The sequence below is a fragment of the Klebsiella sp. I138 genome, assembly GCF_051131765.1.
Taxonomy (GTDB): Bacteria; Pseudomonadota; Gammaproteobacteria; order Enterobacterales; family Enterobacteriaceae; genus Klebsiella.
Map to the genome: position 1 here is coordinate 26900 of NZ_CP180447.1, position 20724 is coordinate 47623.

The following is a 20724-nucleotide window of genomic DNA, read 5'->3' on the forward strand; positions in this document are numbered from 1 at the left end:
TGCCTGACCCTACAGGAGGCACGTATGTCTAAAAATAAGGCAGTCACGTTTTTTTTCTGTTTACTGTTAACGTCGTTGAGTATTTCATTCCCCGGCCATAGCGCAGCGAAAGCGATCACCGTGGGGGCTATCTACCTCGATACCCAGGGCTATTACGCCGGGGTGAGGCAGGGTGTGCAGGATGCGGCAAAAAGCACCGATGCGAAAATTCAGCTGATTGAAACCAACGCGCAGGGCGATATTTCTAAAGAGAGTTCATTTATCGATACGCTGGTCGCGCGTAACGTGGACGCCATCATTCTTTCCGCCGTTTCAGAAAATGGCAGCAGTCGCGCAGTTCGGCGGGCTAATGAAGCTGGCATTCCGGTGATTTGCTACAACACCTGCATTAATGAGAAAGGCGTCGACAAATATGTTTCTGCCTATCTGGTCGGCGACCCGCTTGAGTTCGGCAAAAAGCTGGGTGATGCGGCGGCGGATTATTTTATTACCAACAAAATTAGCGCGCCGAAAATTGCAGTCATCAATTGTGAGGCATTTGAGGTATGTGTACAGCGGCGCAAAGGTTTTGAAGCCGCGTTGAAGGCGCGTGTTCCGGATATGCAGATTGTCGCGAATCAGGAAGGAACCGTTCTGGATAAAGCTATCTCGGTTGGCGAGAAACTGATTATTTCCTCACCTGACCTGGACGCCATCATGGGAGAGTCCGGTGGCGCAACGCTGGGGGCGGTAAAAGCGGTCCGTAACCAAAATAAGGCCGGTAAAGTCGCCGTATTTGGCTCCGATATGACCACCGAAATAGCCCAGGAGTTAAACAGCTATCAGGTGTTAAAAGCGGTGGTGGATATTTCTGGCAAGAAGATGGGTAGCGCCGTTTTCGCCCAAACAATGAATGTAATTAATAAAACCCCACCGGCAAATAAAGTTATCCCGGTCGCTATCGATACCTATACCCAATCTGAAGACGGCAAGCAGTGGCTGGCTACGCATGTCGACGGTTTGCCTTAATTCCCCTGTTGAATAACTGAGGTAAAGACCCGATGACGGCAACAGAAAAAACGGCGGTGCCGGTGGCACAGATCTTAGGGGGAAATAAGCGTTATCCCGGCGTAGTTGCACTGGATAACGTTGATTTCACGCTATCAAAAGGTGAGGTTCGGGCGCTGCTGGGGAAAAATGGCGCGGGAAAGTCCACCTTAATACGCATGTTGACCGGAAGTGAAAGTCCTGACAGCGGTGAGATTTGGCTGGCGGGTAAACGTCTTGAAGGCAACGAGGCGACGCTTACCCGCCGGGCCGCGGAGCTGGGCGTCAGAGCCGTATACCAGGAGTTAAGCCTGGTCGAGGGATTAACAGTGGCGGAGAACCTGAGCCTTGGCCAGTGGCCACGCCGCAATGGCATGGTTGACCAAAGTGCGATGGTTCGCCATGCCGCGCAGGCATTGGCTGCTCTGGGTGTTGATGTCCCGCCTGATGCGCTGGTCGACACGCTTAGCCCGGCGCAAAAGCAGCTGGTTGAAATCGCCCGTGTGATGAAAGGCCAGCCGCAGGTAGTGATTCTTGATGAGCCGACCAGCTCGCTGGCCAATGCTGAGGTCGAGCTGGTGATCAGTGCGGTGAAGCGAATGTCGGCATTGGGCGTTGCCGTAGTGTATGTCAGTCATCGAATGGAGGAGATCCGCCGTATCGCTTCTTGCGCCACCATTATGCGCGATGGTCAGGTGGCGGGCGATGTCACGCTGGAGAGTACGACAACGCAAGAGATCGTATCGCTGATGCTAGGAAGAGAGCACACCAGTCTGCCGCTAATTAAATCTGACGTCGCGCTGACAACGCCGGTGCTGCAGGTCGCCCGGCTGCGCCATCCGCCCAAACTTCAGCATATTAATTTTACGTTGCACCGTGGCGAAGTACTGGGTATTGCCGGGCTGTTGGGATCGGGGCGTAGCGAGCTACTCAAGGCTATCGTCGGCTTAGAAACGTTTGCTGAGGGGGACATCACGCTTAATGGCGTGCATATTCCGCATCCCCGATATACCTCGATGCTCAAGAGCGGAGTGGGTTATACCCCGGAAAACCGTAAAGAGGCAGGCATCATTCCGCTGCTGGGCGTGGATGAGAACACGGTGATGACCAATCGGCACAAAATTAGCCGACGCGGTGTACTGAACTGGCAGCGGATTCAGCAACTGACTGCCGCAGTCATGAGCCGCATGACGGTTAAAGCGGCAAATACGCAGACTGCTATCGGGACGCTCTCGGGCGGCAACCAGCAAAAAGTTGTGATTGGGCGCTGGGTTTACGCCGGAAGTGAAATATTACTTCTTGATGAACCCACGCGCGGAGTTGATATCGAAGCCAAGCAGCAGATTTATCGAATTGTGAGGGAACTTGCCGCGGAAGGAAAAAGCGTCGTATTCATTTCCAGTGAAATAGAGGAGCTGCCTTTAGTCTGCGATCGTATTTTGCTGCTGCAAAACGGTGAATTTACCCGTGAGCTTTTAGCCCCCGTAAATGTCGATGAATTAATGTCGGCAATTTTATCCACGCATTAGCTATCACGTTTATTGAGGGATTAACAGATGTCTGCCTCATCATTAACGCTGCCGCAAGGCAAAAATGCCACACCCAAGCAATTTATCAGCCGTCATATTAATGAAGTTGGTCTGCTGGTGGTGATTGCTGTTTTATATCTGGTGTTTTCATTTAACGCCCCGGGATTTATTTCTTTAAACAACCAAATGAACGTGCTGCGTGATGCGGCGACGATTGGTATTGCCGCATGGGCGATGACGCTTATTATTATCTCCGGTGAGATTGATGTCAGCGTCGGTCCGATGGTGGCGTTTATCTCTGTCTGTCTGGCCTTCCTGTTGCAGTTTCAGGTGCCCCTTAGCATAGCCTGTCTGCTGGTGCTCATCCTCGGCGCAGCGCTGGGAACCCTCGCCGGCGTATTACGCGGTGTATTCAACGTGCCCAGCTTTGTCGCGACGTTAGGTTTATGGAGCGCATTACGCGGTATGGGACTGTTCATGACCAACGCGTTGCCGGTTCCCATCGATGAAAATGAGGTCCTTGACTGGCTTGGGGGGCAGTTTATGGGGATCCCCGTTTCGGCGTTAATTATGCTGATTCTGTTCGTCATCTTTGTCTTTATTAGTCGCAAAACCGCCTTTGGCCGTTCCGTCTTTGCCACCGGCGGTAACGCAACGGCAGCGCAACTCTGCGGGATTAACGTCAAACGGGTGCGTATTTTGATTTTTACCCTTTCAGGTTTGCTGGCCGCGATTACCGGTATTCTGCTGGCGGCGCGGCTAGGATCGGGTAATGCGGGCGCCGCCAACGGTCTGGAGTTTGACGTTATCGCTGCGGTGGTGGTCGGTGGTACGGCGCTGTCCGGTGGTCGCGGCTCGCTATTCGGCACTTTATTAGGCGTTCTGGTTATCACCCTCATTGGCAATGGGCTGGTGCTTTTGGGTATTAACTCATTCTTCCAGCAGGTTGTTCGCGGGTTAATTATCGTGGTTGCTGTTCTGGCGAATATATTGCTGACCCAACGCAACAATAAACTTAAACATTAAAATTCATTAGTTTGTCTGGAGGGAATTATGAAAACAATGTTGGCTGCTTTTTTACCCGGGAACTCTAGCGTTGAGCTGCGTGAAGTACCGGTACCCACTCCGGGGATTAACCAGGTCCTGATTAAAATGAAATCCTCAGGAATTTGCGGTAGCGATGTTCATTATATTTATCATCAGCATCGTGGTACCGCTGCTGCACCGGATAAACCGCTGTATCAAGGTTTTATTAATGGCCATGAGCCCTGCGGGCAAATTATGGAAACAGGGGCCGGCTGCCGGCATTTTAAAGCGGGCGATCGGGTGCTGGTGTACCATATTTCCGGATGCGGATTCTGCTCCAACTGCCGTCGCGGTTTTCCAATCTCCTGTACCGGGGAGGGTAAAGCGGCCTACGGCTGGCAGCGCGATGGCGGCCATGCGGAATATTTACTGGCGGAGGAAAAAGACCTCATTCACCTGCCGGATGCGCTGAGCTATGAAGATGGTGCGTTTATAAGCTGCGGCGTAGGGACAGCCTACGAAGGTATTTTGCGCGGCGAGGTCTCCGGGAGCGACAACGTTCTGGTTGTCGGGTTAGGGCCCGTTGGCATGATGGCGATGATGCTGGCAAAAGGTCGCGGCGCGAAACGCGTTATTGGCGTCGATATGTTGCCGGAGCGCCTGGCGACGGCAAAACAGCTGGGGGTGATGGATAACGGTTTCCTGGCGACCACGGAAAACCTTCCGGCACTGATTGCCGAACTGACGCGCGGCGGAGCGGATGTGGCTCTGGACTGTTCTGGCAATGCCGCGGGACGCCTGCTGGCGTTACAATCTACGGCAGATTGGGGAAGAGTGGTGTACATCGGAGAAACCGGGAAGGTTGAGTTTGAGGTGAGCGCCGATCTGATGCACCACCAGCGGCGTATTATCGGCTCCTGGGTGACCAGTTTGTTCCATATGGAGAAATGCGCCCGCGACCTGACCGACTGGAAACTGTGGCCGCATAGCGCGATTACCCATCGTTTTTCTCTGGCCCAGGCGGGGGAAGCCTACGCGCTAATGGCCAGCGGTAAATGTGGCAAAGTGGTGATTAATTTCCCGGATTAAGGAGCCGTGATGACGCTTTTTACACTGGATGATGGTCAGCTGCGTCTGCAGGTTGCGGAGCGCGGCGGCGCGATCGAGGGGCTGTGGTGGCTTCAGCAAGGGAAAACGCTCCCGGTGCTGCGCCCTGGCCTGAATAGCGGCGTGGCGGTGGAGTCCTCTTGCTTCCCGTTGGTGCCGTTTGGCAATCGGGTGAGCGGTAATCAGTTTTCCTCGCCGACAGGGCGGCATCATTTGGCGCCGAACGTTGAGTGGGATAGCCACTATCTTCACGGCGACGGCTGGCTGAATAGCTGGCGCTGTGTGGAGCAATCGCCTTCGCAGCTGAGGTTAGAGTATGTTCACCGGCAGGGAATCTATCAGTACACCGCACAGCAGAACTTTATCTTAAGCGAAAGCGGCGTTGAGGTGGAGCTGAGCGTGACGAATGATGGCGAGGCGCTGCCGTTCGGCCTTGGCTGGCATCCATATCTACCGCTGTCGCAGGAGACGCGGGTGCAGGCGCAGGCCACTGGCTACTGGCTCGAGAGAGAAAGCTGGCTCACCGGTGAGCATCAGGAGAATTTGCCGCAGGAGCTCGATTTCAATCAGCCCACGCCGCTACCTGAGCGTTGGGTGAATAATGGCTTTTCCGGTTGGGATGGTCGCGTGACGATCCGCCAACCGGGGCTGGGGTATCAACTCTCTATGACCACCGAGCCGCCGGCGCCATGCTATTTTGTTTTCGTTTCCGATCCGGCTTTTGATAAAGGTTATAAATTTGATTTCTTCTGTTTTGAGCCAATGAGCCATGCACCTGACGATCATCATCGTCCGGGCTTTGGCCAACTGACCATGCTGTCACGTGGCGAAAGCATGCGGCAAAAAATGGTGCTGCAAGTTCGCCCGGTTTAATCCCGGCCTGCCCGGAAACGGGCAGGTAAACTTCACCTTGCGGCTTTCCTGCTTTATCGCCAGACTATCGGCTCCATTCGGGAGGGAATCATGGTCTTGCACTCCACGCGCTGGCTGGCGCTTAGTTACTTCACCTACTTTTTTAGCTATGGCATTTTCCTGCCTTTCTGGAGCGTCTGGCTGGCGGGGACGGGCTTAACGCCAGAAACCATCGGCATGTTGTTGGGCGCAGGGCTGGTGGCCCGTTTCCTTGGGAGCCTGCTGATCGCCCCGCGGGTCAGCGACCCCTCCCGGCTGATTTTTGCTCTGCGTATCCTCGCGCTGCTGGTGCTTCTGTTTACCCTGGCCTTTTGGGCGGGAAACCACGTCGCCTGGCTGGCGGTGGTGATCGTCGGATTTAACCTCTTTTTCTCTCCGCTGGTGCCGTTGACCGATGCGCTGGCAAACACCTGGCAAAAACAGATAACCATGGACTACGGGCGCGTGCGTCTGTGGGGCTCCGTGGCCTTTGTTATTGGTTCAGCACTCACCGGCAAGCTGGTCAGCCTGTTTGATTATCGGGCCATTCTGCTGCTGCTTAGCCTTGGCGCCGCGTCTATGCTGCTGGGCATGCTGCTGAAACCGTCGGTAATGCCACAGGGAGAGTCGCGCCATCAGGAAGGCGCGGGAGCGGCGGCCTGGCTGTCGCTGGTGCGGCAAAGCTGGCGCTTTCTCGCCTGCGTATGTCTGCTCCAGGGCGCACATGCCGCCTACTATGGCTTCAGCGCGATATACTGGCAGGAAGCCGGTTACTCAGCTTCCGCCGTGGGCTATTTATGGTCGCTGGGCGTGGTGGCCGAGGTCGTTATCTTTGCTCTGAGCAAAAAAGTCTTTAGCCGCTTCAGCGCTCGGGAACTGCTGCTACTTTCAGCGGTGTGCGGTCTGGTTCGCTGGACGTTGATGGGGGCAACTACGGCACTGCCGTGGCTCATCGTCACGCAGATTCTGCACTGTGGAACCTTTACGGTCTGCCACCTGGCAGCGATGCGCTATATCTCCGCGCGTGAGGGAAGTGAAGTCATACGTCTGCAGGCGGTCTATTCCGCAGTGGCGATGGGCGGCAGCATTGCAATAATGACGGTGTTTGCCGGCTTCCTCTACCAGCACCTGCATCAGGGCGTATTCTGGGTGATGGCGCTGGTGGCCCTCCCGGCGCTGGTACTGCGACCGAAAGCGGTCGCCTAATCCTCCAGCATTTTACAAATATGCAGCCGCTGGTGATCGCTGAACATCTCTTCAGCGTGAAACAGCGGCGGGGAAAACAGCGGAAGGGCGGTGGCATACGGCGTGACAACCAGCGCTACGCCCTTTGGCGCTCCTTCCTTCTCAAAAGCCTGCACGCTCTGGTATTTAATATTGAGCGGCAGCAGAGTCAGTTCGCGTAGCTGGAGTTCAAGCGCCTGTTCGAGCATGGGATTATCGTGGGTCAGCAGCACGACCTGTTTTTCATGCAGATCGCTTTTTTGCATCAGCCATGCGCCAAATATAACCGCAATCAGACCAACCTCTTCCTGATTGAACGCGATCTCATATGTTGCTTCAAACTCGCTCAGCGCCGCCTGGGTCGTTCGCATCAGACGCGGATACAAGCGACTAATCTCTTCCGGCAGCGCATTATCAATGCCGATGGCGAACACGCTACGGTTGAGCGCCTGCGACAGGTGAATATACAGCTGATCGCTGAGTCCCTGGTCGTCGCTGAACGGCCGGCCTGCCAGATCCTGGAAACGATGAATTAAGCGGGCGATGGCCAGGTGCAGGCGTCTGTCCTGGTGGTGCCCGTCGCGGATGGGATCGGGGGTTTTCAATAACATGAAAAGCAGCGTCAGGAACAGCTGTTCACCCGCGTGCGGCGTCCCGGCAATCCGGCGCTGCCAGTGCCGGACAATCTCCTGCGCGAGAGCGAATTCCGCGGCCTCTTGGGCCCAGCGCTGTTGTTCATGGGTAAAATCCGGCGTGAGCCCAAGATGATGCTGAAGCAGGCAATATTGCAGGTACAGGCGCAGGAAATGGATATCCCGGCAGTCAAACTGGCGATTGAGCATCCGGGAGCAGCGGTTAACCAGCGCCTGCAGATTGGTATCGTCATACAGCGTGCGTGCAATGCCCTGCAGTTTAAGCTGCGTTTTTAATGCTGGCGTAAAATGATGAGCAATAAAATGCGGGCATAAACGCAGCGCCCGCCGCAGGCCGTGCAGCAGACACAGGCGTTGATCGATTGCAGCACCTTCAATCCGGTAGCTGCCGTCCACCTGTGACGAGAGCGTCAGTCGGTGGTAACGCTGAATTTCGCGTCCGGTCTCCGCGATATCCTGCCGGGCCGTTGTCTCATCAACCTGGTTGATGTGGCTGAGCCGTTCGGGCGTCACTGACTGCCCGGGCAGATAAAACATCAGAAGAACCTGGCTACGGCGCTGTGGACTGGAAAGCGCAGATGGTGGTTCAATGACGGTCATCATCTGGTGAGTTCCAGTTAGGGTTTTTGCTAAGAATAGCTAATGGATGAATGGAGATCAGGGCAGTTCGGCACCTTTACGTCAGGATTGCTGGCTAAGTTCACAGAATTTTTCACGTGAGGATCGGATGAAGAGAGTGAAACAATGCACCAGTGCGGCATTTTTCATGGTTTTATCATTTAGTGTGCTAGCGCACCCGCATAGTTTCATCAGTCTGAAAACGGAAGTCGTGGCGGACAACGGACAGCTCACCGGTTTTAAAATGCGCTGGACGATGGATGAAATCACCTCCGCAGACCTGCTCTACGATGCGGGAAAGGCAAAACCTGGCGATGAAGTCTGGAAAAAGCTGGCGGCGGAAGTGATGGCCAATGTGCTCGGTCAGCATTATTTCAGCGAGCTCTGGCACAACGGTCAGCGGGTGAAGTTTGATAACCGGCCCGATGGCTACGGCCTTGAGCGCGAAGGGCATCAGGCGGTGCTCACGTTTACGCTACCGCTGGCAAAGCCTCAGCCCCTGGCCGGACAGACCCTGACGCTGTCGACATTTGATCCCACTTATTATGTCGATATGCACTATGACAAAGAGAGCGACGTTATGTTGCCCGCCCCATTGCGCGCGGCGTGTCAGGTTAAGGTCACCACGCCGGAGCCGAATGAGAAAATGTCGGCCTTTGCCCAGTCGCTCGATAAAGCCGATGCTCCGCCGGAAGATATGGAACTGGGAACCTACTTTGCACAGAAGGTGACGCTGACATGTCAGTAATTTTTCCTCATACCGCACGCACTTCGCGTCTGCGCCAGCTGTGGCCGCTGGCGATTTTTTTGTTGCTGGCGACAGCGGCAGGGATCTGGCTATGGCAGGCCTGGCCGCAGGTCTTGCTGAAAAGTACCGTCTGGCAGCGGGCGTTAAATCTTGAGTTGAGCAGCCTGCTGAAAGCCGTCGCGAAAAACCCCTCAGCGGCGGGGTTTTCGCTGCTGGCCTTTAGTTTTATCTACGGGGTGCTACATGCATTAGGGCCCGGGCACGGCAAGATAGTCATTACGACCTGGCTGGCGACACATCCGGCAAAACTTAAATCCAGTATTGCGCTGACGCTGGCAGCCTCGCTCCTGCAGGGCGTTGTGGCGATTGTGCTGGTGGTGGTGGTGTTAACGCTCCTGCAGCTCCCGGCCAGGCAGCTGCATCTCAGCAGCTTCTGGCTGGAGAAGGGCAGCTATCTTCTGGTGGGGGCGCTGGGTCTGCTGCTGTGCTGGCGGGCGCTGAAAAAGCTGCGGACCGCGCTGCGGCGACCCACGTTCACCGTCTTTACACCGCACCACGTTCATCATGCTCATTGTGGCTGCGGGCATCAGCATATGCCTGCGCCGGATCAGCTACAAAGCGGCGATGACTGGCGCGCACGGCTGGTCATTGTCCTGTCAATGGGGATGCGGCCCTGTTCCGGGGCGATCATGGTCCTGCTGTTTAGTAAAGTGATTGGGGTGTTTAACTGGGGAATGGCGGCGGCGCTGGCGATGGCGGCGGGAACGTCGCTGACCATCAGCGGGCTGGCGCTGCTGGTTCATGGCTTTCGTCAACTGGCCGTTAAACTCAGTGGTAACAAGACGCCACCGCTGTGGCAACATGTTGGCTGGGCGACGTTGGCGCTGTCGGGCGGAGTGGTTTTAGTGGTTGCGGCGCTGGTGATGTGGAGTAGCGCGGTGCCGGCCGGTGGGGGAATACGACCATTTTGAGGAACACCCTCACCCCGTAAACCAGGGTGAGGGGGGAGAGATTAACGCTTCAGCGCTTCGCTCAGTTCGTCACGCATATTCGCCAGCATTGCTTTAACGACACGCGGGTTACCTGCAACGATGTTGCCGGTGTGCAGGTAGTTGTGGCCACCGGTGAAATCGCAGACCAGAGCGCCTGCTTCACGAGCAATCAGTTCACCTGCTGCAAAATCCCACGGTTTCAGCGCGATTTCAAAATAGCCATCAACGCGGCCTGCGGCCACGTAAGCCAGATCCAGAGCAGCAGAACCGGTGCGGCGGAAATCAGCACACTCGGTAAACAGCTTACCGAGAATATTCATGTACGCCGTCGCGTGCTGTTTTGCTTTGAACGGGAAGCCAGTTGCCAGAATAGTACCGTCCAGGTCGCGAGCATTGCTGCCGCGCAGACGGTAGCCGTTCAGCTGAGCGCCCTGACCGCGGGTAGCGGTGAACAGTTCATTACGCATTGGATCGTAAACTACCGCAACTTCAGTACGGCCTTTGATGCGTACGGCGATAGATACGGAGAAGTGTGGCAGACGTTTGACGAAGTTGGTGGTGCCATCCAGTGGATCGATAACCCATTGAACATCCTGATCTTCACCTGCGTGTTCACCGCTTTCTTCGGTGATAATGGTGTGCTGCGGGTAAGATTTGCGAATGGTTTCGATAATCAGCGCTTCAGCTGCTTTATCGACGTTGGTCACAAAGTCATTGCTGCCTTTCTGGCTCGTTTCTACGGAGTCTGGGGTTTCGTAGTGTTTGGCAATTAAATTACCCGCCTTGCGCGCTGCGCGCACGGCGATGGTCAGCATCGGATGCATCGGTCTCTCTCACTGGATGTTAAAGAACGGGAAAAAACGGCGCACATAGTAACAGTGAAATCTGCCTATGTCTTCGTTTTATGATAGCATGCGTGAATAATCTTTAGCCGAAGAACCATAATGCTGCAAAATATTCGAATCGTACTGGTAGAAACATCACATACTGGAAATATGGGCTCCGTTGCCCGGGCAATGAAAACCATGGGGTTAACTAACCTGTGGCTGGTTAACCCGTTGGTTAAACCTGATTCTCAGGCTATCGCTCTGGCGGCTGGCGCCAGTGACGTCATTGGCAATGCGCAAATCGTTGATACCCTGGATGAAGCCCTGGCCGGCTGTAGTCTGGTGGTTGGAACCAGTGCACGTTCACGTACTTTGCCGTGGCCCATGCTGGACCCGCGTGAATGTGGTCTGAAGAGCGTAGCGGAAGGGCAGCATGCGCCGGTTGCACTGGTCTTTGGCCGCGAACGCGTTGGGCTGACCAACGATGAACTGCAAAAGTGTCACTATCACGTGGCTATCGCCGCAAACCCGGAATACAGCTCACTGAATCTGGCAATGGCGGTGCAGGTTATCGCCTACGAAGTGCGCATGGCCTGGCTGGCGACGCAGGAACAGGATACACCGGCCGTGGCGCACGAAGAGACGCCGTATCCGCTGGTCGATGATTTAGAACGTTTTTATGGTCACCTCGAGCAAACCCTGCTTGATACCGGTTTTATTCGTGCCAGCCACCCTGGGCAGGTAATGAACAAACTGCGTCGCCTGTTTACCCGCGCACGCCCGGAAAGCCAGGAGCTGAATATCCTGCGCGGAATGCTGGCGTCGATCGATCAGTTAAAGAAAGATAAGTAAGCGCCTGTATTCCTTGCCGGGGGCGATTTTGCCTTATCCGGCCTACAAAATCGTAGGTCCGGATAAGCGAGGCGTCACCGGGAAAATACAGAACGCACGGATGGTTAAATACCTGACTAAAACAGTCAAGTAAATAGTTGACCAAATTACTCGGGAATGTCAGACTTGGCCCTGCTATGCAATACCCATATTAATAAAAAGCCCGGGCAGGGGCGAGTTTGAGGTTAAGTAAGACATGAGACTGACATCTAAAGGGCGTTATGCTGTGACCGCGATGCTGGACGTTGCGCTCAACTCTGAATCGGGCCCGGTTCCGTTGGCTGATATTTCTGAACGTCAGGGGATTTCGCTGTCCTATCTGGAACAGCTGTTTTCCCGCCTGCGTAAAAATGGTCTGGTATCCAGCGTACGTGGCCCAGGCGGCGGTTATTTGTTAGGTAAAGAAGCTGGCAGCATCGCCGTTGGCGAAGTGATCAGCGCAGTAGACGAATCGGTTGACGCGACCCGTTGTCAGGGTAAAGGCGGCTGCCAGGGCGGCGATAAGTGCCTGACCCACGCGCTGTGGCGTGACCTGAGCGAGCGCCTGACCAGCTTCCTGAACAACATCACCTTGGGTGAACTGGTCAATAACCAGGAAATCCTCGATGTTTCAGGTCGTCAGCATAGCCATGAATCCCAGCGCAATACCCGCACTCAGGACGCCATTGACGTCAAACTGCGTGCATAATACTCGTCTTGTTTTCGCTTGCGTCCTCGATGATGCAAGGTGAAACGGTCAGAGTAAAAACGATAAAAAAAGAGATTTCAGAATCAGGCCGGGATGTTGCGACATCCCGTGTTCCCGGTCGTACATCAAGCCGGTTGCCTGGTTCCTTGCATTGAGTGATGTACGGAGTTAAAGAGCAATGAAATTACCGATTTACCTCGATTACTCCGCAACAACGCCGGTGGACCCGCGTGTTGCCGAGAAAATGATGCAGTTCCTGACCCTGGACGGGACCTTTGGTAACCCGGCCTCTCGTTCACACCGTTTCGGTTGGCAGGCTGAAGAGGCGGTTGATATCGCCCGTAATCAGATTGCTGAACTGGTCGGTGCCGATCCGCGTGAAATCGTCTTTACCTCCGGTGCAACGGAATCCGACAACCTGGCGATTAAAGGTGCAGCCAACTTTTATCAGAAAAAAGGCAAGCACATTATTACCAGCAAAACCGAGCACAAAGCGGTTCTGGATACCTGTCGCCAGCTGGAGCGTGAAGGTTTCGACGTCACCTACCTGGCACCACAGCGCAACGGGATTATCGATCTGAAAGAGCTGGAAGCCGCGATGCGTGATGACACCATCCTGGTCTCCATCATGCACGTGAATAACGAAATCGGCGTTGTACAGGATATCGCCACTATCGGCGAACTGTGCCGCGCGCGTGGGATCATTTACCACGTTGACGCTACCCAGAGCGTGGGCAAACTGCCTATCGACCTGAGCCAGCTGAAAGTTGACCTGATGTCCTTCTCCGGTCACAAAATTTACGGTCCTAAAGGTATTGGCGCACTGTACGTTCGTCGTAAACCGCGTATCCGCATTGAAGCGCAGATGCACGGCGGCGGTCACGAGCGTGGCATGCGTTCCGGTACTCTGCCAGTCCACCAGATCGTCGGTATGGGTGAAGCTTACCGTATCGCGAAAGAAGAGATGGAAACCGAGATGGCGCGCCTGCGCGGTCTGCGTAACCGTCTGTGGGAAGGCGTTAAAGATATGGAAGAGGTGTACCTCAACGGTGACCTCGAGCAGGGCGCGCCGAACATTCTCAACGTCAGCTTCAACTATGTTGAAGGCGAGTCGCTGATTATGGCGCTGAAAGACCTGGCCGTTTCCTCCGGTTCGGCGTGCACCTCTGCAAGCCTTGAGCCGTCCTATGTGCTTCGCGCACTGGGCATGACTGACGAACTGGCACACAGTTCTATCCGCTTCTCTTTAGGTCGATTCACTACCGAAGAAGAGATTGACTACACCATTGATCTGGTTCGTAAATCCATCGGCCGTCTGCGCGATCTTTCTCCTCTGTGGGATATGTTCAAACAGGGCGTGGATCTGAACAGCATCGAATGGTCACATCATTAATCGGTAGGGTATAAGGAGAATTCATCATGGCATACAGCGAAAAAGTTATCGATCATTACGAGAATCCGCGCAACGTCGGCTCTTTCGACAACAGCGATGAAAATGTTGGCAGCGGCATGGTTGGCGCCCCGGCATGTGGCGACGTGATGAAGTTGCAGATTAAAGTCAACAATGACGGTATCATTGAAGACGCACGCTTCAAAACCTATGGTTGCGGTTCTGCTATCGCCTCCAGCTCCCTGGTGACCGAATGGGTTAAAGGGAAATCCCTGGACGAAGCTCAGGCTATCAAGAACACCGATATCGCCGATGAACTGGAACTGCCGCCGGTGAAAATTCACTGCTCCATCCTGGCGGAAGATGCGATTAAAGCCGCAATTGCGGATTATAAAAGCAAACGTGAAGCGAAATAATTAAGAGGTTATTGTATGTCGATTACTCTTAGCGACAGCGCAGCGTCGCGAGTTAATTCCTTCCTGGCCAACCGTGGCAAAGGCTTCGGTCTGCGCTTGGGTGTCCGCACTTCGGGCTGTTCAGGTATGGCCTACGTGCTGGAATTTGTTGACGAGCCGGCGGCAGAAGACACCGTGTTTGAAGATAAAGGCGTCAAGGTAGTGATCGACGGCAAAAGCCTGCAGTTCCTCGACGGCACTCAGCTGGACTTCGTCAAAGAAGGCCTGAACGAAGGGTTTAAATTCACTAACCCTAACGTCAAAGATGAGTGCGGCTGCGGCGAAAGCTTTAACGTATAATCCAGACACTATCCGACGTGTTTCAGGCCGCACCAGGGCGGTAAACGCGTGAATCCCGGTGACTGACAGCCGTCGGTCCAGCGGATAAACGAGTACAGCCCACAAAGAGGCGGCCCGAAATACACGGGTAGAGGACCCCACCGCGGTGAACCGTGAGTGGGGTTTGCTTTATCTCGTTAACCCTGAGGTTACTATGGACTATTTTACCCTCTTCGGGTTACCGGTCAGTTATACCCTTTCGCAAGAACAGCTGGCTGTCCGGTACCAGGATTTACAGCGCCAGTATCATCCCGATAAGTTCGCCAGCGCGAGTGCGGCCGAACAGCTCGCCTCAGTGCAGCAATCCGCAACGATCAATCAGGCCTGGCAAACGCTCCGTCACCCGCTGACCCGCGCTGAATATATTCTTTCGCTTCATGGCTATGACTTAGCCAGCGAGCAGCATACCGTACGTGATACCGCCTTCCTGATGGAGCAGCTGGAGCTGCGCGAAGAGTTGGATGAGATTGAAAAATCGCAGGATGAAGAACGCCTGACGGCTTTTCTCAAACGCGTGAAGGGGATGTACGACCTTCGTCATCAGCAGGTTGTTGAACAATTAGATAGCGAGACGTGGGACGCGGCGGCGGATACCGTGCGTAAACTGCGTTTTCTCGATAAACTTCAGAGCGTTGCAGAACAACTCGAAGAAAAGCTGCTCGATTTTTAATTTTCGGAAGCAATTATGGCCTTATTACAAATTAGTGAGCCTGGTCTGAGTGCCGCGCCGCATCAGCGTCGTCTGGCGGCGGGGATTGACCTGGGCACCACCAATTCTCTGGTCGCTACCGTGCGTAGCGGTCAGGCCGAAACACTGCCCGATCATCAGGGGCGCTACCTGCTGCCTTCCGTGGTGAACTACCATGCATCAGGTCTGAGCGTCGGGTATGACGCCCGACACAATGCGGCCCTCGACCCGGTTAATACCATCAGCTCCGTAAAACGGATGATGGGGCGCTCGCTGGCCGATATTCAGTCCCGCTACCCACATCTGCCTTACCAGCTTCAAGCCAGTGAAAATGGCCTGCCGATGATCCAGACCGCAGGCGGTTTGCTCAACCCGGTTCGCGTCTCCGCCGATATTCTGAAGGCGTTGGCCGCCCGGGCAACGCAGGCGCTTTCCGGTGAGCTCGACGGCGTAGTGATTACCGTGCCGGCCTACTTCGACGATGCCCAGCGTCAGGGCACCAAAGACGCCGCGCGTCTGGCTGGTCTGCACGTACTGCGTCTGTTGAATGAACCGACTGCCGCGGCTATTGCCTACGGGCTGGATTCCGGTCAGGAAGGCGTTATCGCGGTTTACGATCTCGGCGGCGGCACGTTTGATATTTCGGTACTGCGCTTAAGCCGCGGGGTATTTGAAGTGTTGGCGACCGGCGGAGATTCTGCGCTGGGCGGCGATGACTTTGACCATCTACTGGCAGATTATCTGCGCGAACAGGCGGGCCTGAGCGATCGTCGCGACAACCGTCTGCAGCGTGAACTGCTGGATGCGGCCATTGCAGCAAAAATCGCCCTTAGCGATGCCGATTCCGTCAGCGTAGACGTCGGTGGCTGGCAGGGGGATATCACCCGTAGCCAGTTCAACGAACTGATTGCTCCGCTGGTGAAACGAACTCTGCTGGCCTGTCGTCGCGCGTTGAAAGATGCGGGAGTGGCGGCTGAAGAGGTGCTGGAAGTGGTGATGGTGGGTGGTTCAACCCGCGTACCGCTGGTCCGTGAGCGCGTCGGTGAGTTCTTTGGCCGCATGCCGCTGACCACTATTGATCCGGACAAAGTGGTGGCCATTGGCGCCGCGATTCAGGCCGATATCCTGGTGGGCAACAAGCCGGATAGCGAACTCCTGCTGCTCGACGTTATCCCGCTCTCTTTAGGGCTGGAGACGATGGGCGGCCTGGTGGAGAAAGTGATCCCACGTAACACCACGATCCCGGTGGCGCGTGCGCAGGAGTTCACAACCTTCAAAGATGGTCAGACGGCAATGTCGATCCACGTGATGCAGGGCGAGCGTGAGCTGGTGCAGGACTGCCGTTCCCTGGCGCGTTTTGCACTGCGCGGTATTCCGGCGCTGCCGGCGGGTGGGGCGCATATTCGCGTCACTTTCCAGGTGGATGCCGATGGCCTGCTGAGCGTCACCGCAATGGAAAAATCGACCGGCGTCGAAGCCTCCATTCAGGTGAAGCCGTCCTACGGCCTGACCGACGGTGAAATCGCCACCATGATTAAAGATTCGATGAGTCACGCCGAACAGGATATCAAGGCACGCATGCTGGCTGAGCAAAAAGTTGAAGCCGCGCGCGTTCTTGAGAGCCTGGAAAGTGCGCTGGCCGCCGATGCCGCGCTGTTAAGTGCCGCAGAACGTCAGGCTATCGATGAGGCAATGGCGCAACTGCGCGTCGTTGCAACAGGCGATGATGCCGACGCTATTAAAGATGCGATTAAAAATACAGACACACAAACCCAGGAATTTGCCGCACGTCGTATGGACCAGTCGGTCCGTACTGCGCTGAAAGGCCAATCCGTGGACGAGGTTTAATATGCCAAAGATCGTTTTTCTGCCCCATCAGGATCTGTGTCCGGATGGCGTAGTTGTGGAAGCTGAGATCGGTGAGACCATTCTGGATGCTGCTCTGCGCAGCGGCATTGAGATTGAACACGCTTGCGAAAAATCCTGTGCCTGCACCACCTGCCATTGCATCGTGCGTGAAGGTTTTGATTCGCTGGCCGAAAGTACCGAAGATGAAGATGATATGCTGGATAAGGCCTGGGGTCTGGAACCCGACAGTCGTCTGAGCTGTCAGGCGCGCGTGACTCACGACGATCTGGTCGTTGAGATCCCGCGTTACACTATCAACCACGCACGCGAGCATTAATATGGGACTGAAATGGACCGATAGTCGTGAAATTGGTGAAGCGCTGTATGACGCCTTCCCGGATCTCGACCCAAAAACCGTTCGCTTCACCGATATGCATCAGTGGATTTGCGAGCTGGAAGATTTTGATGACAATCCGACCGCATCCAATGAAAAAATTCTGGAGGCGATTCTGCTAGTCTGGTTAGATGAAGCAGAATAATTTCCGCGACATGTTTCGCGCTGCAGATGCGTGGCTCGTGTTTGCTCATTCCCGCCGCACGGTAATCTGTGCGGCCGGGGGGTGAGCGGCTAACCGCCTCCTCCCGCAGCGAGAGTCATCGGAAAAATAATATGGGCTGCCTTTTGGCGGCCCTTTTGCCAAATGCGGCTCTTTTGCCAAATAAGGATAAAGATAAAATGACCGAAGCCATGAAGATTACGCTGACGACCCAACCTGCTGACGCGCGCTGGGGAGAAAAAGCGGCTTACAGCATTAATAATGACGGCATCACCCTGCATCTGAACGGTAAAGACGACCTGGCTTTGATTCAGCGCGCGGCGCGTAAAGTCGACGGGATGGGGATCAAGCACGTTGCGCTGAGCGGCGAAGGCTGGGATATCGAGCGGGCGTGGGCATTCTGGGCCGGCTATAAAGGGCCGAAAGGCAGCCGCCAGGTCGAATGGCCGGCGCTGGACGACGCGCAGAAGCGCGAGCTGGAAAACCGCCTGGCGATTATTGACTGGGTGCGTGACACCATTAACGCCCCGGCGGAAGAGCTGGGCCCGGAACAGCTGGCTCAGCGCGCGGTCGATCTGCTGTGCGGTGTGGCCTGCGACAACGTCACCTACCGTATCACGAAAGGTGAAGACCTGCGTGAGCAAGGCTACCTTGGCCTGCATACCGTTGGCCGTGGTTCTGAACGTCCGCCGGTGCTGCTGGCGCTGGACTACAACCCAACCGGCAACAAAGAAGCCCCGGTGTATGCATGCCTGGTCGGAAAAGGCATTACCTTCGATTCCGGCGGCTACAGCATCAAGCAAAGTGCATTTATGGACTCGATGAAGTCCGATATGGGCGGTGCGGCAACGGTCACCGGTGCGCTGGCATTCGCGATTACCCGCGGCCTGAACAAACGCGTGAAGCTGTACCTGTGCTGTGCTGACAACCTGATCAGCGGTAACGCTTTTAAACTGGGCGATATCATTCGTTACCGCAACGGTAAAACCGTGGAAATCATGAACACCGACGCCGAAGGCCGCCTGGTGCTGGCTGATGGCCTGATTGATGCCTCGGCGCAGAAACCGGAGCTGATTATCGACGCCGCAACGCTGACCGGTGCGGCAAAAACCGCGTTAGGTAACGACTACCACGCGCTGTTCAGCTTTGATGATCCGCTGGCTAACCGTCTGCTGGCAAGCGCTCAGGCGGAAAATGAGGCCTTCTGGCGTCTGCCGCTGGCCGAATTCCACCGTGGCCAGCTGCCGTCTAACTTTGCCGAACTGAACAATACCGGCAGCGCGGCCTATCCGGCTGGCGCCAGCACGGCGGCGGGTTTCCTGTCTCATTTCGTTGAGAATTATCATCAGGGCTGGCTGCACATTGACTGCTCGGCAACTTATCGTAAATCGGCGGTTGAGCAATGGTCTGCCGGTGCCACCGGCCTCGGCGTGCGTACGATTGCTCATCTGTTAACCGCAGAGTAACGCTCTTGCCGGTGGCGCTGTGCTTATCCGGCCTGAGAAATTTGTTGGCCCGAGCAAGCGCAGCGCCGCCGGGCAATTTAAAGTAACGAAAATATGTCCGAAACTAAAAATGAATTAGAAACCCTGCTGGAAAAGGCGGCGACCGAGCCGGGCCACCGTCCCGCATTTTTCCGTACGCTGTTGGAATCCACTGTGTGGGTTCCGGGTGCGGCAGCGGAAGGTGAGCACATTGTCGAAGAGAGTGCCGTAGACCTGCAGCACTGGGAAAAAGACGATGGCGCATCGGTCATTCCGTTTTTCACCTCGCTGGAAGCCCTTCAGCAGGCGGTTGAAGATGAACAATCGTTTGTGGTGATGCCGGCACGGACTCTGTTTGCGATGACGCTCGGCGAAACGCTGTTCCTCAATGCGAAACTACCAACCGGTAAAGAGTTTATGCCTAATGAGATCCAGCATCTGCTGGGGGAAGAGGGCAGCCCACTTAGTAGTCAAACCGTGCTGGAAGGCGGCGAGTCCTTGCTGTTGTCTGAGGTCGCAGAGCCACCTGCACAGATGATTGACTCCTTAACCACGCTGTTTAAAACCTTGAAGACCGTCAAACGCGCCTATCTGTGCTCTATCAAAGATAGCGCCGATGCTCCGGCAAATTTGCTGATTGGTCTTGAAGTGGAAGGCGATATTGACGAGGTGATTCAGGCGACCGGCAGCGTGGCGACCGACACCTTACCCGGCGATGAGCCGATTGATATCTGTCAGGTCGTCGAAGGTGAAAAGGGGATCAGCCACTTTATGATGGCCCATATTACGCCGTTTTATGAAAAGCGCTGGGGCAGCTTCCTGCGCGACTTCAAACAGAACCGCATTATCTAAAGTAACGGGGGCATCCGCCCCCGCCGTTATTTTTATTGCACCGGTTCGATCGGTAGATCGCTGCGTGCCCCCCATTCGCTCCATGAGCCGTCATACAGACAAACGCCGTTGACGCCCAAAGTCGTCAGCGCCAGAACCACCACCGCCGCCGTCACGCCGGAGCCACAGCTGGCGATAATCGGTCGCTCGAAATCCACGCCCTGACGAATGAAAATATCATTCAGCTCATCAACGGTTTTGAGTTCACCGTTGATCACCAGATCGGTCCACGGCACGTTCAGCGCGCCGGGAATATGGCCGCGACGCAGCCCCGGGCGAGGTTCATCCACCAGGCCATTAAAGCGCCCGGCCGGACGAGCATCGACGATCTGCGCCGATCCTTCATGACTGACCAGCAGCACGTCGGTCAGACGTTTGATCACTTCGGGATCGAAGCGTCCGTCAAATTCCCCTTCCGCAAGTTCAGGCACGCCCTGTTCCAGCGGCAGTTCATCGCGCTGCCAGCCAGCCAGACCGCCGGCGAGAATAGAGACGTTTTCGACGCCAAACGTGCGCAGCATCCACCAGGCGCGCGGGGCTGAGAAGAGATTACCTTCGTCGTAAACCACCAGATGTTTATCGCTGCTGACTCCCAGCTCGCGCATCGCGACGGCGAAGGCTTCTGCCCGCGGCATCATATGAGGTAAAGGGCTGGTGCGATCGGACAGGGCTTCAATATCGAAAAATACGGCGTTGGGTATATGGCCGGCACGATATTCCGCAGACATATCACGCAGGGCTTCCTGGCCTGCCGGGGCCATGCGTGCATCGATAATCTGAATTTCCGGGTCATCAATATGTTCCGCTAACCAGTCAGCGGCGACAAAAAACGAGGTAGACATGGAGCCTCCG

22 protein-coding genes are annotated in these 20724 nt (G+C 55.4%); 19 read left to right on the forward strand and 3 right to left on the reverse strand.

Annotated features, from left to right (window positions below; all coding sequences use genetic code 11):
* Window positions 1-24: 24 nt before the first annotated feature.
* The 6 genes from ACMYSK_RS00115 to ACMYSK_RS00140 all read left to right on the forward strand — a co-directional run bounded on the left by ACMYSK_RS00115 (window position 25) and on the right by ACMYSK_RS00140 (window position 6785).
* Window positions 25-1008, forward strand: a complete 984-nt coding sequence (locus tag ACMYSK_RS00115; RefSeq protein WP_434639287.1) for a substrate-binding domain-containing protein — start codon at window positions 25-27, stop codon at window positions 1006-1008.
* Between the two features lie 32 nt (window positions 1009-1040).
* Complete coding sequence (locus ACMYSK_RS00120; protein WP_434639288.1) at window positions 1041-2555, forward strand: sugar ABC transporter ATP-binding protein; 1515 nt, start codon at window positions 1041-1043, stop codon at window positions 2553-2555.
* Between the two features lie 27 nt (window positions 2556-2582).
* On the forward strand, window positions 2583-3581 hold the full coding sequence (locus ACMYSK_RS00125) for an ABC transporter permease (RefSeq protein WP_434639289.1): 999 nt from the start codon (window positions 2583-2585) through the stop codon (window positions 3579-3581).
* Window positions 3582-3608: 27 nt separating this feature from the next.
* Window positions 3609-4670, forward strand: a complete 1062-nt coding sequence (locus ACMYSK_RS00130; RefSeq protein ID WP_434639290.1) for a zinc-dependent alcohol dehydrogenase family protein — start codon at window positions 3609-3611, stop codon at window positions 4668-4670.
* A 9-nt stretch (window positions 4671-4679) separates the two neighbouring features.
* A complete protein-coding gene (locus ACMYSK_RS00135) occupies window positions 4680-5561 on the forward strand; it encodes an aldose 1-epimerase (RefSeq protein WP_434639291.1) in 882 nt (293 codons plus the stop codon).
* A 90-nt stretch (window positions 5562-5651) separates the two neighbouring features.
* Entirely contained in the window at window positions 5652-6785 is a 1134-nt protein-coding gene (locus tag ACMYSK_RS00140) for a 3-phenylpropionate MFS transporter (protein ID WP_434639292.1), read from the forward strand.
* Here ACMYSK_RS00140 and csiE read toward each other — a convergent pair.
* Window positions 6782-8059 carry a stationary phase inducible protein CsiE gene (gene csiE / locus ACMYSK_RS00145; RefSeq protein ID WP_434639293.1) on the reverse strand — a complete coding sequence of 426 codons (1278 nt, stop codon included), beginning with the start codon at window positions 8057-8059 and terminating at the stop codon, window positions 6782-6784. The two genes, ACMYSK_RS00140 and csiE, sit on opposite strands and share 4 nt — an antisense overlap.
* 124 nt (window positions 8060-8183) lie before the next feature.
* Here csiE and ACMYSK_RS00150 point away from each other — a divergent pair, with 124 nt between their 5' ends.
* Together ACMYSK_RS00150 and ACMYSK_RS00155 are read left to right on the forward strand one after the other, a co-directional pair.
* A complete protein-coding gene (locus ACMYSK_RS00150; protein WP_434639294.1) occupies window positions 8184-8822 on the forward strand; it encodes a DUF1007 family protein in 639 nt (212 codons plus the stop codon).
* Complete coding sequence (locus tag ACMYSK_RS00155) at window positions 8813-9793, forward strand: nickel/cobalt transporter (protein WP_434639295.1); 981 nt, start codon at window positions 8813-8815, stop codon at window positions 9791-9793. Before ACMYSK_RS00150 ends, ACMYSK_RS00155 begins: the two co-directional genes overlap by 10 nt.
* 41 nt (window positions 9794-9834) lie before the next feature.
* Here the strand turns inward: ACMYSK_RS00155 and suhB are convergent, their stop codons facing one another.
* Window positions 9835-10638, reverse strand: a complete 804-nt coding sequence (gene suhB / locus ACMYSK_RS00160) for an inositol-1-monophosphatase (protein ID WP_434639296.1) — start codon at window positions 10636-10638, stop codon at window positions 9835-9837.
* A 120-nt stretch (window positions 10639-10758) separates the two neighbouring features.
* On the opposite strand from suhB, the gene trmJ reads away from it, so the two are divergent.
* From trmJ to sseB, 11 genes are all read left to right on the forward strand, one after another.
* On the forward strand, window positions 10759-11493 hold the full coding sequence (gene trmJ, locus ACMYSK_RS00165; protein WP_434639297.1) for a tRNA (cytosine(32)/uridine(32)-2'-O)-methyltransferase TrmJ: 735 nt from the start codon (window positions 10759-10761) through the stop codon (window positions 11491-11493).
* A gap of 235 nt (window positions 11494-11728) precedes the next feature.
* The gene (gene iscR, locus ACMYSK_RS00170; RefSeq protein ID WP_041146727.1) at window positions 11729-12220 is read left to right on the forward strand and encodes a Fe-S cluster assembly transcriptional regulator IscR; all 492 of its coding nucleotides are present in this window, start codon (window positions 11729-11731) and stop codon (window positions 12218-12220) included.
* Window positions 12221-12398: 178 nt separating this feature from the next.
* The gene (gene iscS / locus ACMYSK_RS00175; RefSeq protein WP_434639298.1) at window positions 12399-13613 is read left to right on the forward strand and encodes a cysteine desulfurase; all 1215 of its coding nucleotides are present in this window, start codon (window positions 12399-12401) and stop codon (window positions 13611-13613) included.
* A 26-nt stretch (window positions 13614-13639) separates the two neighbouring features.
* Window positions 13640-14026 carry a Fe-S cluster assembly scaffold IscU gene (gene iscU, locus ACMYSK_RS00180; RefSeq protein WP_132726084.1) on the forward strand — a complete coding sequence of 129 codons (387 nt, stop codon included), beginning with the start codon at window positions 13640-13642 and terminating at the stop codon, window positions 14024-14026.
* Window positions 14027-14041: 15 nt separating this feature from the next.
* Window positions 14042-14365: an iron-sulfur cluster assembly protein IscA gene (gene iscA, locus ACMYSK_RS00185; RefSeq protein ID WP_004866380.1), complete on the forward strand. Its 324-nt coding sequence runs from the start codon at window positions 14042-14044 to the stop codon at window positions 14363-14365.
* A 193-nt stretch (window positions 14366-14558) separates the two neighbouring features.
* The gene (hscB, locus tag ACMYSK_RS00190) at window positions 14559-15074 is read left to right on the forward strand and encodes a co-chaperone HscB (RefSeq protein ID WP_434639299.1); all 516 of its coding nucleotides are present in this window, start codon (window positions 14559-14561) and stop codon (window positions 15072-15074) included.
* Between the two features lie 15 nt (window positions 15075-15089).
* Window positions 15090-16940, forward strand: coding sequence for a Fe-S protein assembly chaperone HscA (gene hscA / locus ACMYSK_RS00195; protein ID WP_434639300.1), 1851 nt, complete (start codon window positions 15090-15092; stop codon window positions 16938-16940).
* A gap of 1 nt (window position 16941) precedes the next feature.
* Complete coding sequence (gene fdx / locus ACMYSK_RS00200) at window positions 16942-17277, forward strand: ISC system 2Fe-2S type ferredoxin (protein WP_004866372.1); 336 nt, start codon at window positions 16942-16944, stop codon at window positions 17275-17277.
* Window position 17278: 1 nt separating this feature from the next.
* Window positions 17279-17479 (forward strand): Fe-S cluster assembly protein IscX, encoded by a 201-nt coding sequence (gene iscX, locus ACMYSK_RS00205; RefSeq protein WP_004866369.1) that lies wholly within the window; start codon window positions 17279-17281, stop codon window positions 17477-17479.
* 197 nt (window positions 17480-17676) lie between these two features.
* Window positions 17677-18963 carry an aminopeptidase PepB gene (gene pepB, locus ACMYSK_RS00210; protein WP_434639301.1) on the forward strand — a complete coding sequence of 429 codons (1287 nt, stop codon included), beginning with the start codon at window positions 17677-17679 and terminating at the stop codon, window positions 18961-18963.
* A gap of 93 nt (window positions 18964-19056) precedes the next feature.
* The gene (sseB, locus tag ACMYSK_RS00215) at window positions 19057-19833 is read left to right on the forward strand and encodes an enhanced serine sensitivity protein SseB (protein ID WP_434639302.1); all 777 of its coding nucleotides are present in this window, start codon (window positions 19057-19059) and stop codon (window positions 19831-19833) included.
* 32 nt (window positions 19834-19865) lie between these two features.
* Here the strand turns inward: sseB and sseA are convergent, their stop codons facing one another.
* A complete protein-coding gene (gene sseA, locus ACMYSK_RS00220; RefSeq protein WP_434639303.1) occupies window positions 19866-20714 on the reverse strand; it encodes a 3-mercaptopyruvate sulfurtransferase in 849 nt (282 codons plus the stop codon).
* Between the last annotated feature and the right edge of the window lie 10 nt (window positions 20715-20724).

What these genes read in the sequence shown, in the direction of transcription:
- ACMYSK_RS00140 (WP_434639292.1), top strand. Translation starts at nt 5,652, where the DNA reads ATGGTCTTGCACTCCACGCGCTGGCTGGCGCTTAGTTACTTCACCTAC.
- ACMYSK_RS00130 (WP_434639290.1), top strand. Translation starts at nt 3,609, where the DNA reads ATGAAAACAATGTTGGCTGCTTTTTTACCCGGGAACTCTAGCGTTGAG.
- csiE (WP_434639293.1), bottom strand. Translation starts at nt 8,059, where the DNA reads ATGATGACCGTCATTGAACCACCATCTGCGCTTTCCAGTCCACAGCGC.
- iscU (WP_132726084.1), top strand. Translation starts at nt 13,640, where the DNA reads ATGGCATACAGCGAAAAAGTTATCGATCATTACGAGAATCCGCGCAAC.
- pepB (WP_434639301.1), top strand. Translation starts at nt 17,677, where the DNA reads ATGACCGAAGCCATGAAGATTACGCTGACGACCCAACCTGCTGACGCG.
- hscA (WP_434639300.1), top strand. Translation starts at nt 15,090, where the DNA reads ATGGCCTTATTACAAATTAGTGAGCCTGGTCTGAGTGCCGCGCCGCAT.
- hscB (WP_434639299.1), top strand. Translation starts at nt 14,559, where the DNA reads ATGGACTATTTTACCCTCTTCGGGTTACCGGTCAGTTATACCCTTTCG.
- ACMYSK_RS00120 (WP_434639288.1), top strand. Translation starts at nt 1,041, where the DNA reads ATGACGGCAACAGAAAAAACGGCGGTGCCGGTGGCACAGATCTTAGGG.
- fdx (WP_004866372.1), top strand. Translation starts at nt 16,942, where the DNA reads ATGCCAAAGATCGTTTTTCTGCCCCATCAGGATCTGTGTCCGGATGGC.
- iscR (WP_041146727.1), top strand. Translation starts at nt 11,729, where the DNA reads ATGAGACTGACATCTAAAGGGCGTTATGCTGTGACCGCGATGCTGGAC.
- ACMYSK_RS00150 (WP_434639294.1), top strand. Translation starts at nt 8,184, where the DNA reads ATGAAGAGAGTGAAACAATGCACCAGTGCGGCATTTTTCATGGTTTTA.
- sseB (WP_434639302.1), top strand. Translation starts at nt 19,057, where the DNA reads ATGTCCGAAACTAAAAATGAATTAGAAACCCTGCTGGAAAAGGCGGCG.
- iscA (WP_004866380.1), top strand. Translation starts at nt 14,042, where the DNA reads ATGTCGATTACTCTTAGCGACAGCGCAGCGTCGCGAGTTAATTCCTTC.
- ACMYSK_RS00135 (WP_434639291.1), top strand. Translation starts at nt 4,680, where the DNA reads ATGACGCTTTTTACACTGGATGATGGTCAGCTGCGTCTGCAGGTTGCG.
- ACMYSK_RS00155 (WP_434639295.1), top strand. Translation starts at nt 8,813, where the DNA reads ATGTCAGTAATTTTTCCTCATACCGCACGCACTTCGCGTCTGCGCCAG.
- ACMYSK_RS00125 (WP_434639289.1), top strand. Translation starts at nt 2,583, where the DNA reads ATGTCTGCCTCATCATTAACGCTGCCGCAAGGCAAAAATGCCACACCC.
- sseA (WP_434639303.1), bottom strand. Translation starts at nt 20,714, where the DNA reads ATGTCTACCTCGTTTTTTGTCGCCGCTGACTGGTTAGCGGAACATATT.
- trmJ (WP_434639297.1), top strand. Translation starts at nt 10,759, where the DNA reads ATGCTGCAAAATATTCGAATCGTACTGGTAGAAACATCACATACTGGA.
- ACMYSK_RS00115 (WP_434639287.1), top strand. Translation starts at nt 25, where the DNA reads ATGTCTAAAAATAAGGCAGTCACGTTTTTTTTCTGTTTACTGTTAACG.
- suhB (WP_434639296.1), bottom strand. Translation starts at nt 10,638, where the DNA reads ATGCATCCGATGCTGACCATCGCCGTGCGCGCAGCGCGCAAGGCGGGT.
- iscS (WP_434639298.1), top strand. Translation starts at nt 12,399, where the DNA reads ATGAAATTACCGATTTACCTCGATTACTCCGCAACAACGCCGGTGGAC.
- iscX (WP_004866369.1), top strand. Translation starts at nt 17,279, where the DNA reads ATGGGACTGAAATGGACCGATAGTCGTGAAATTGGTGAAGCGCTGTAT.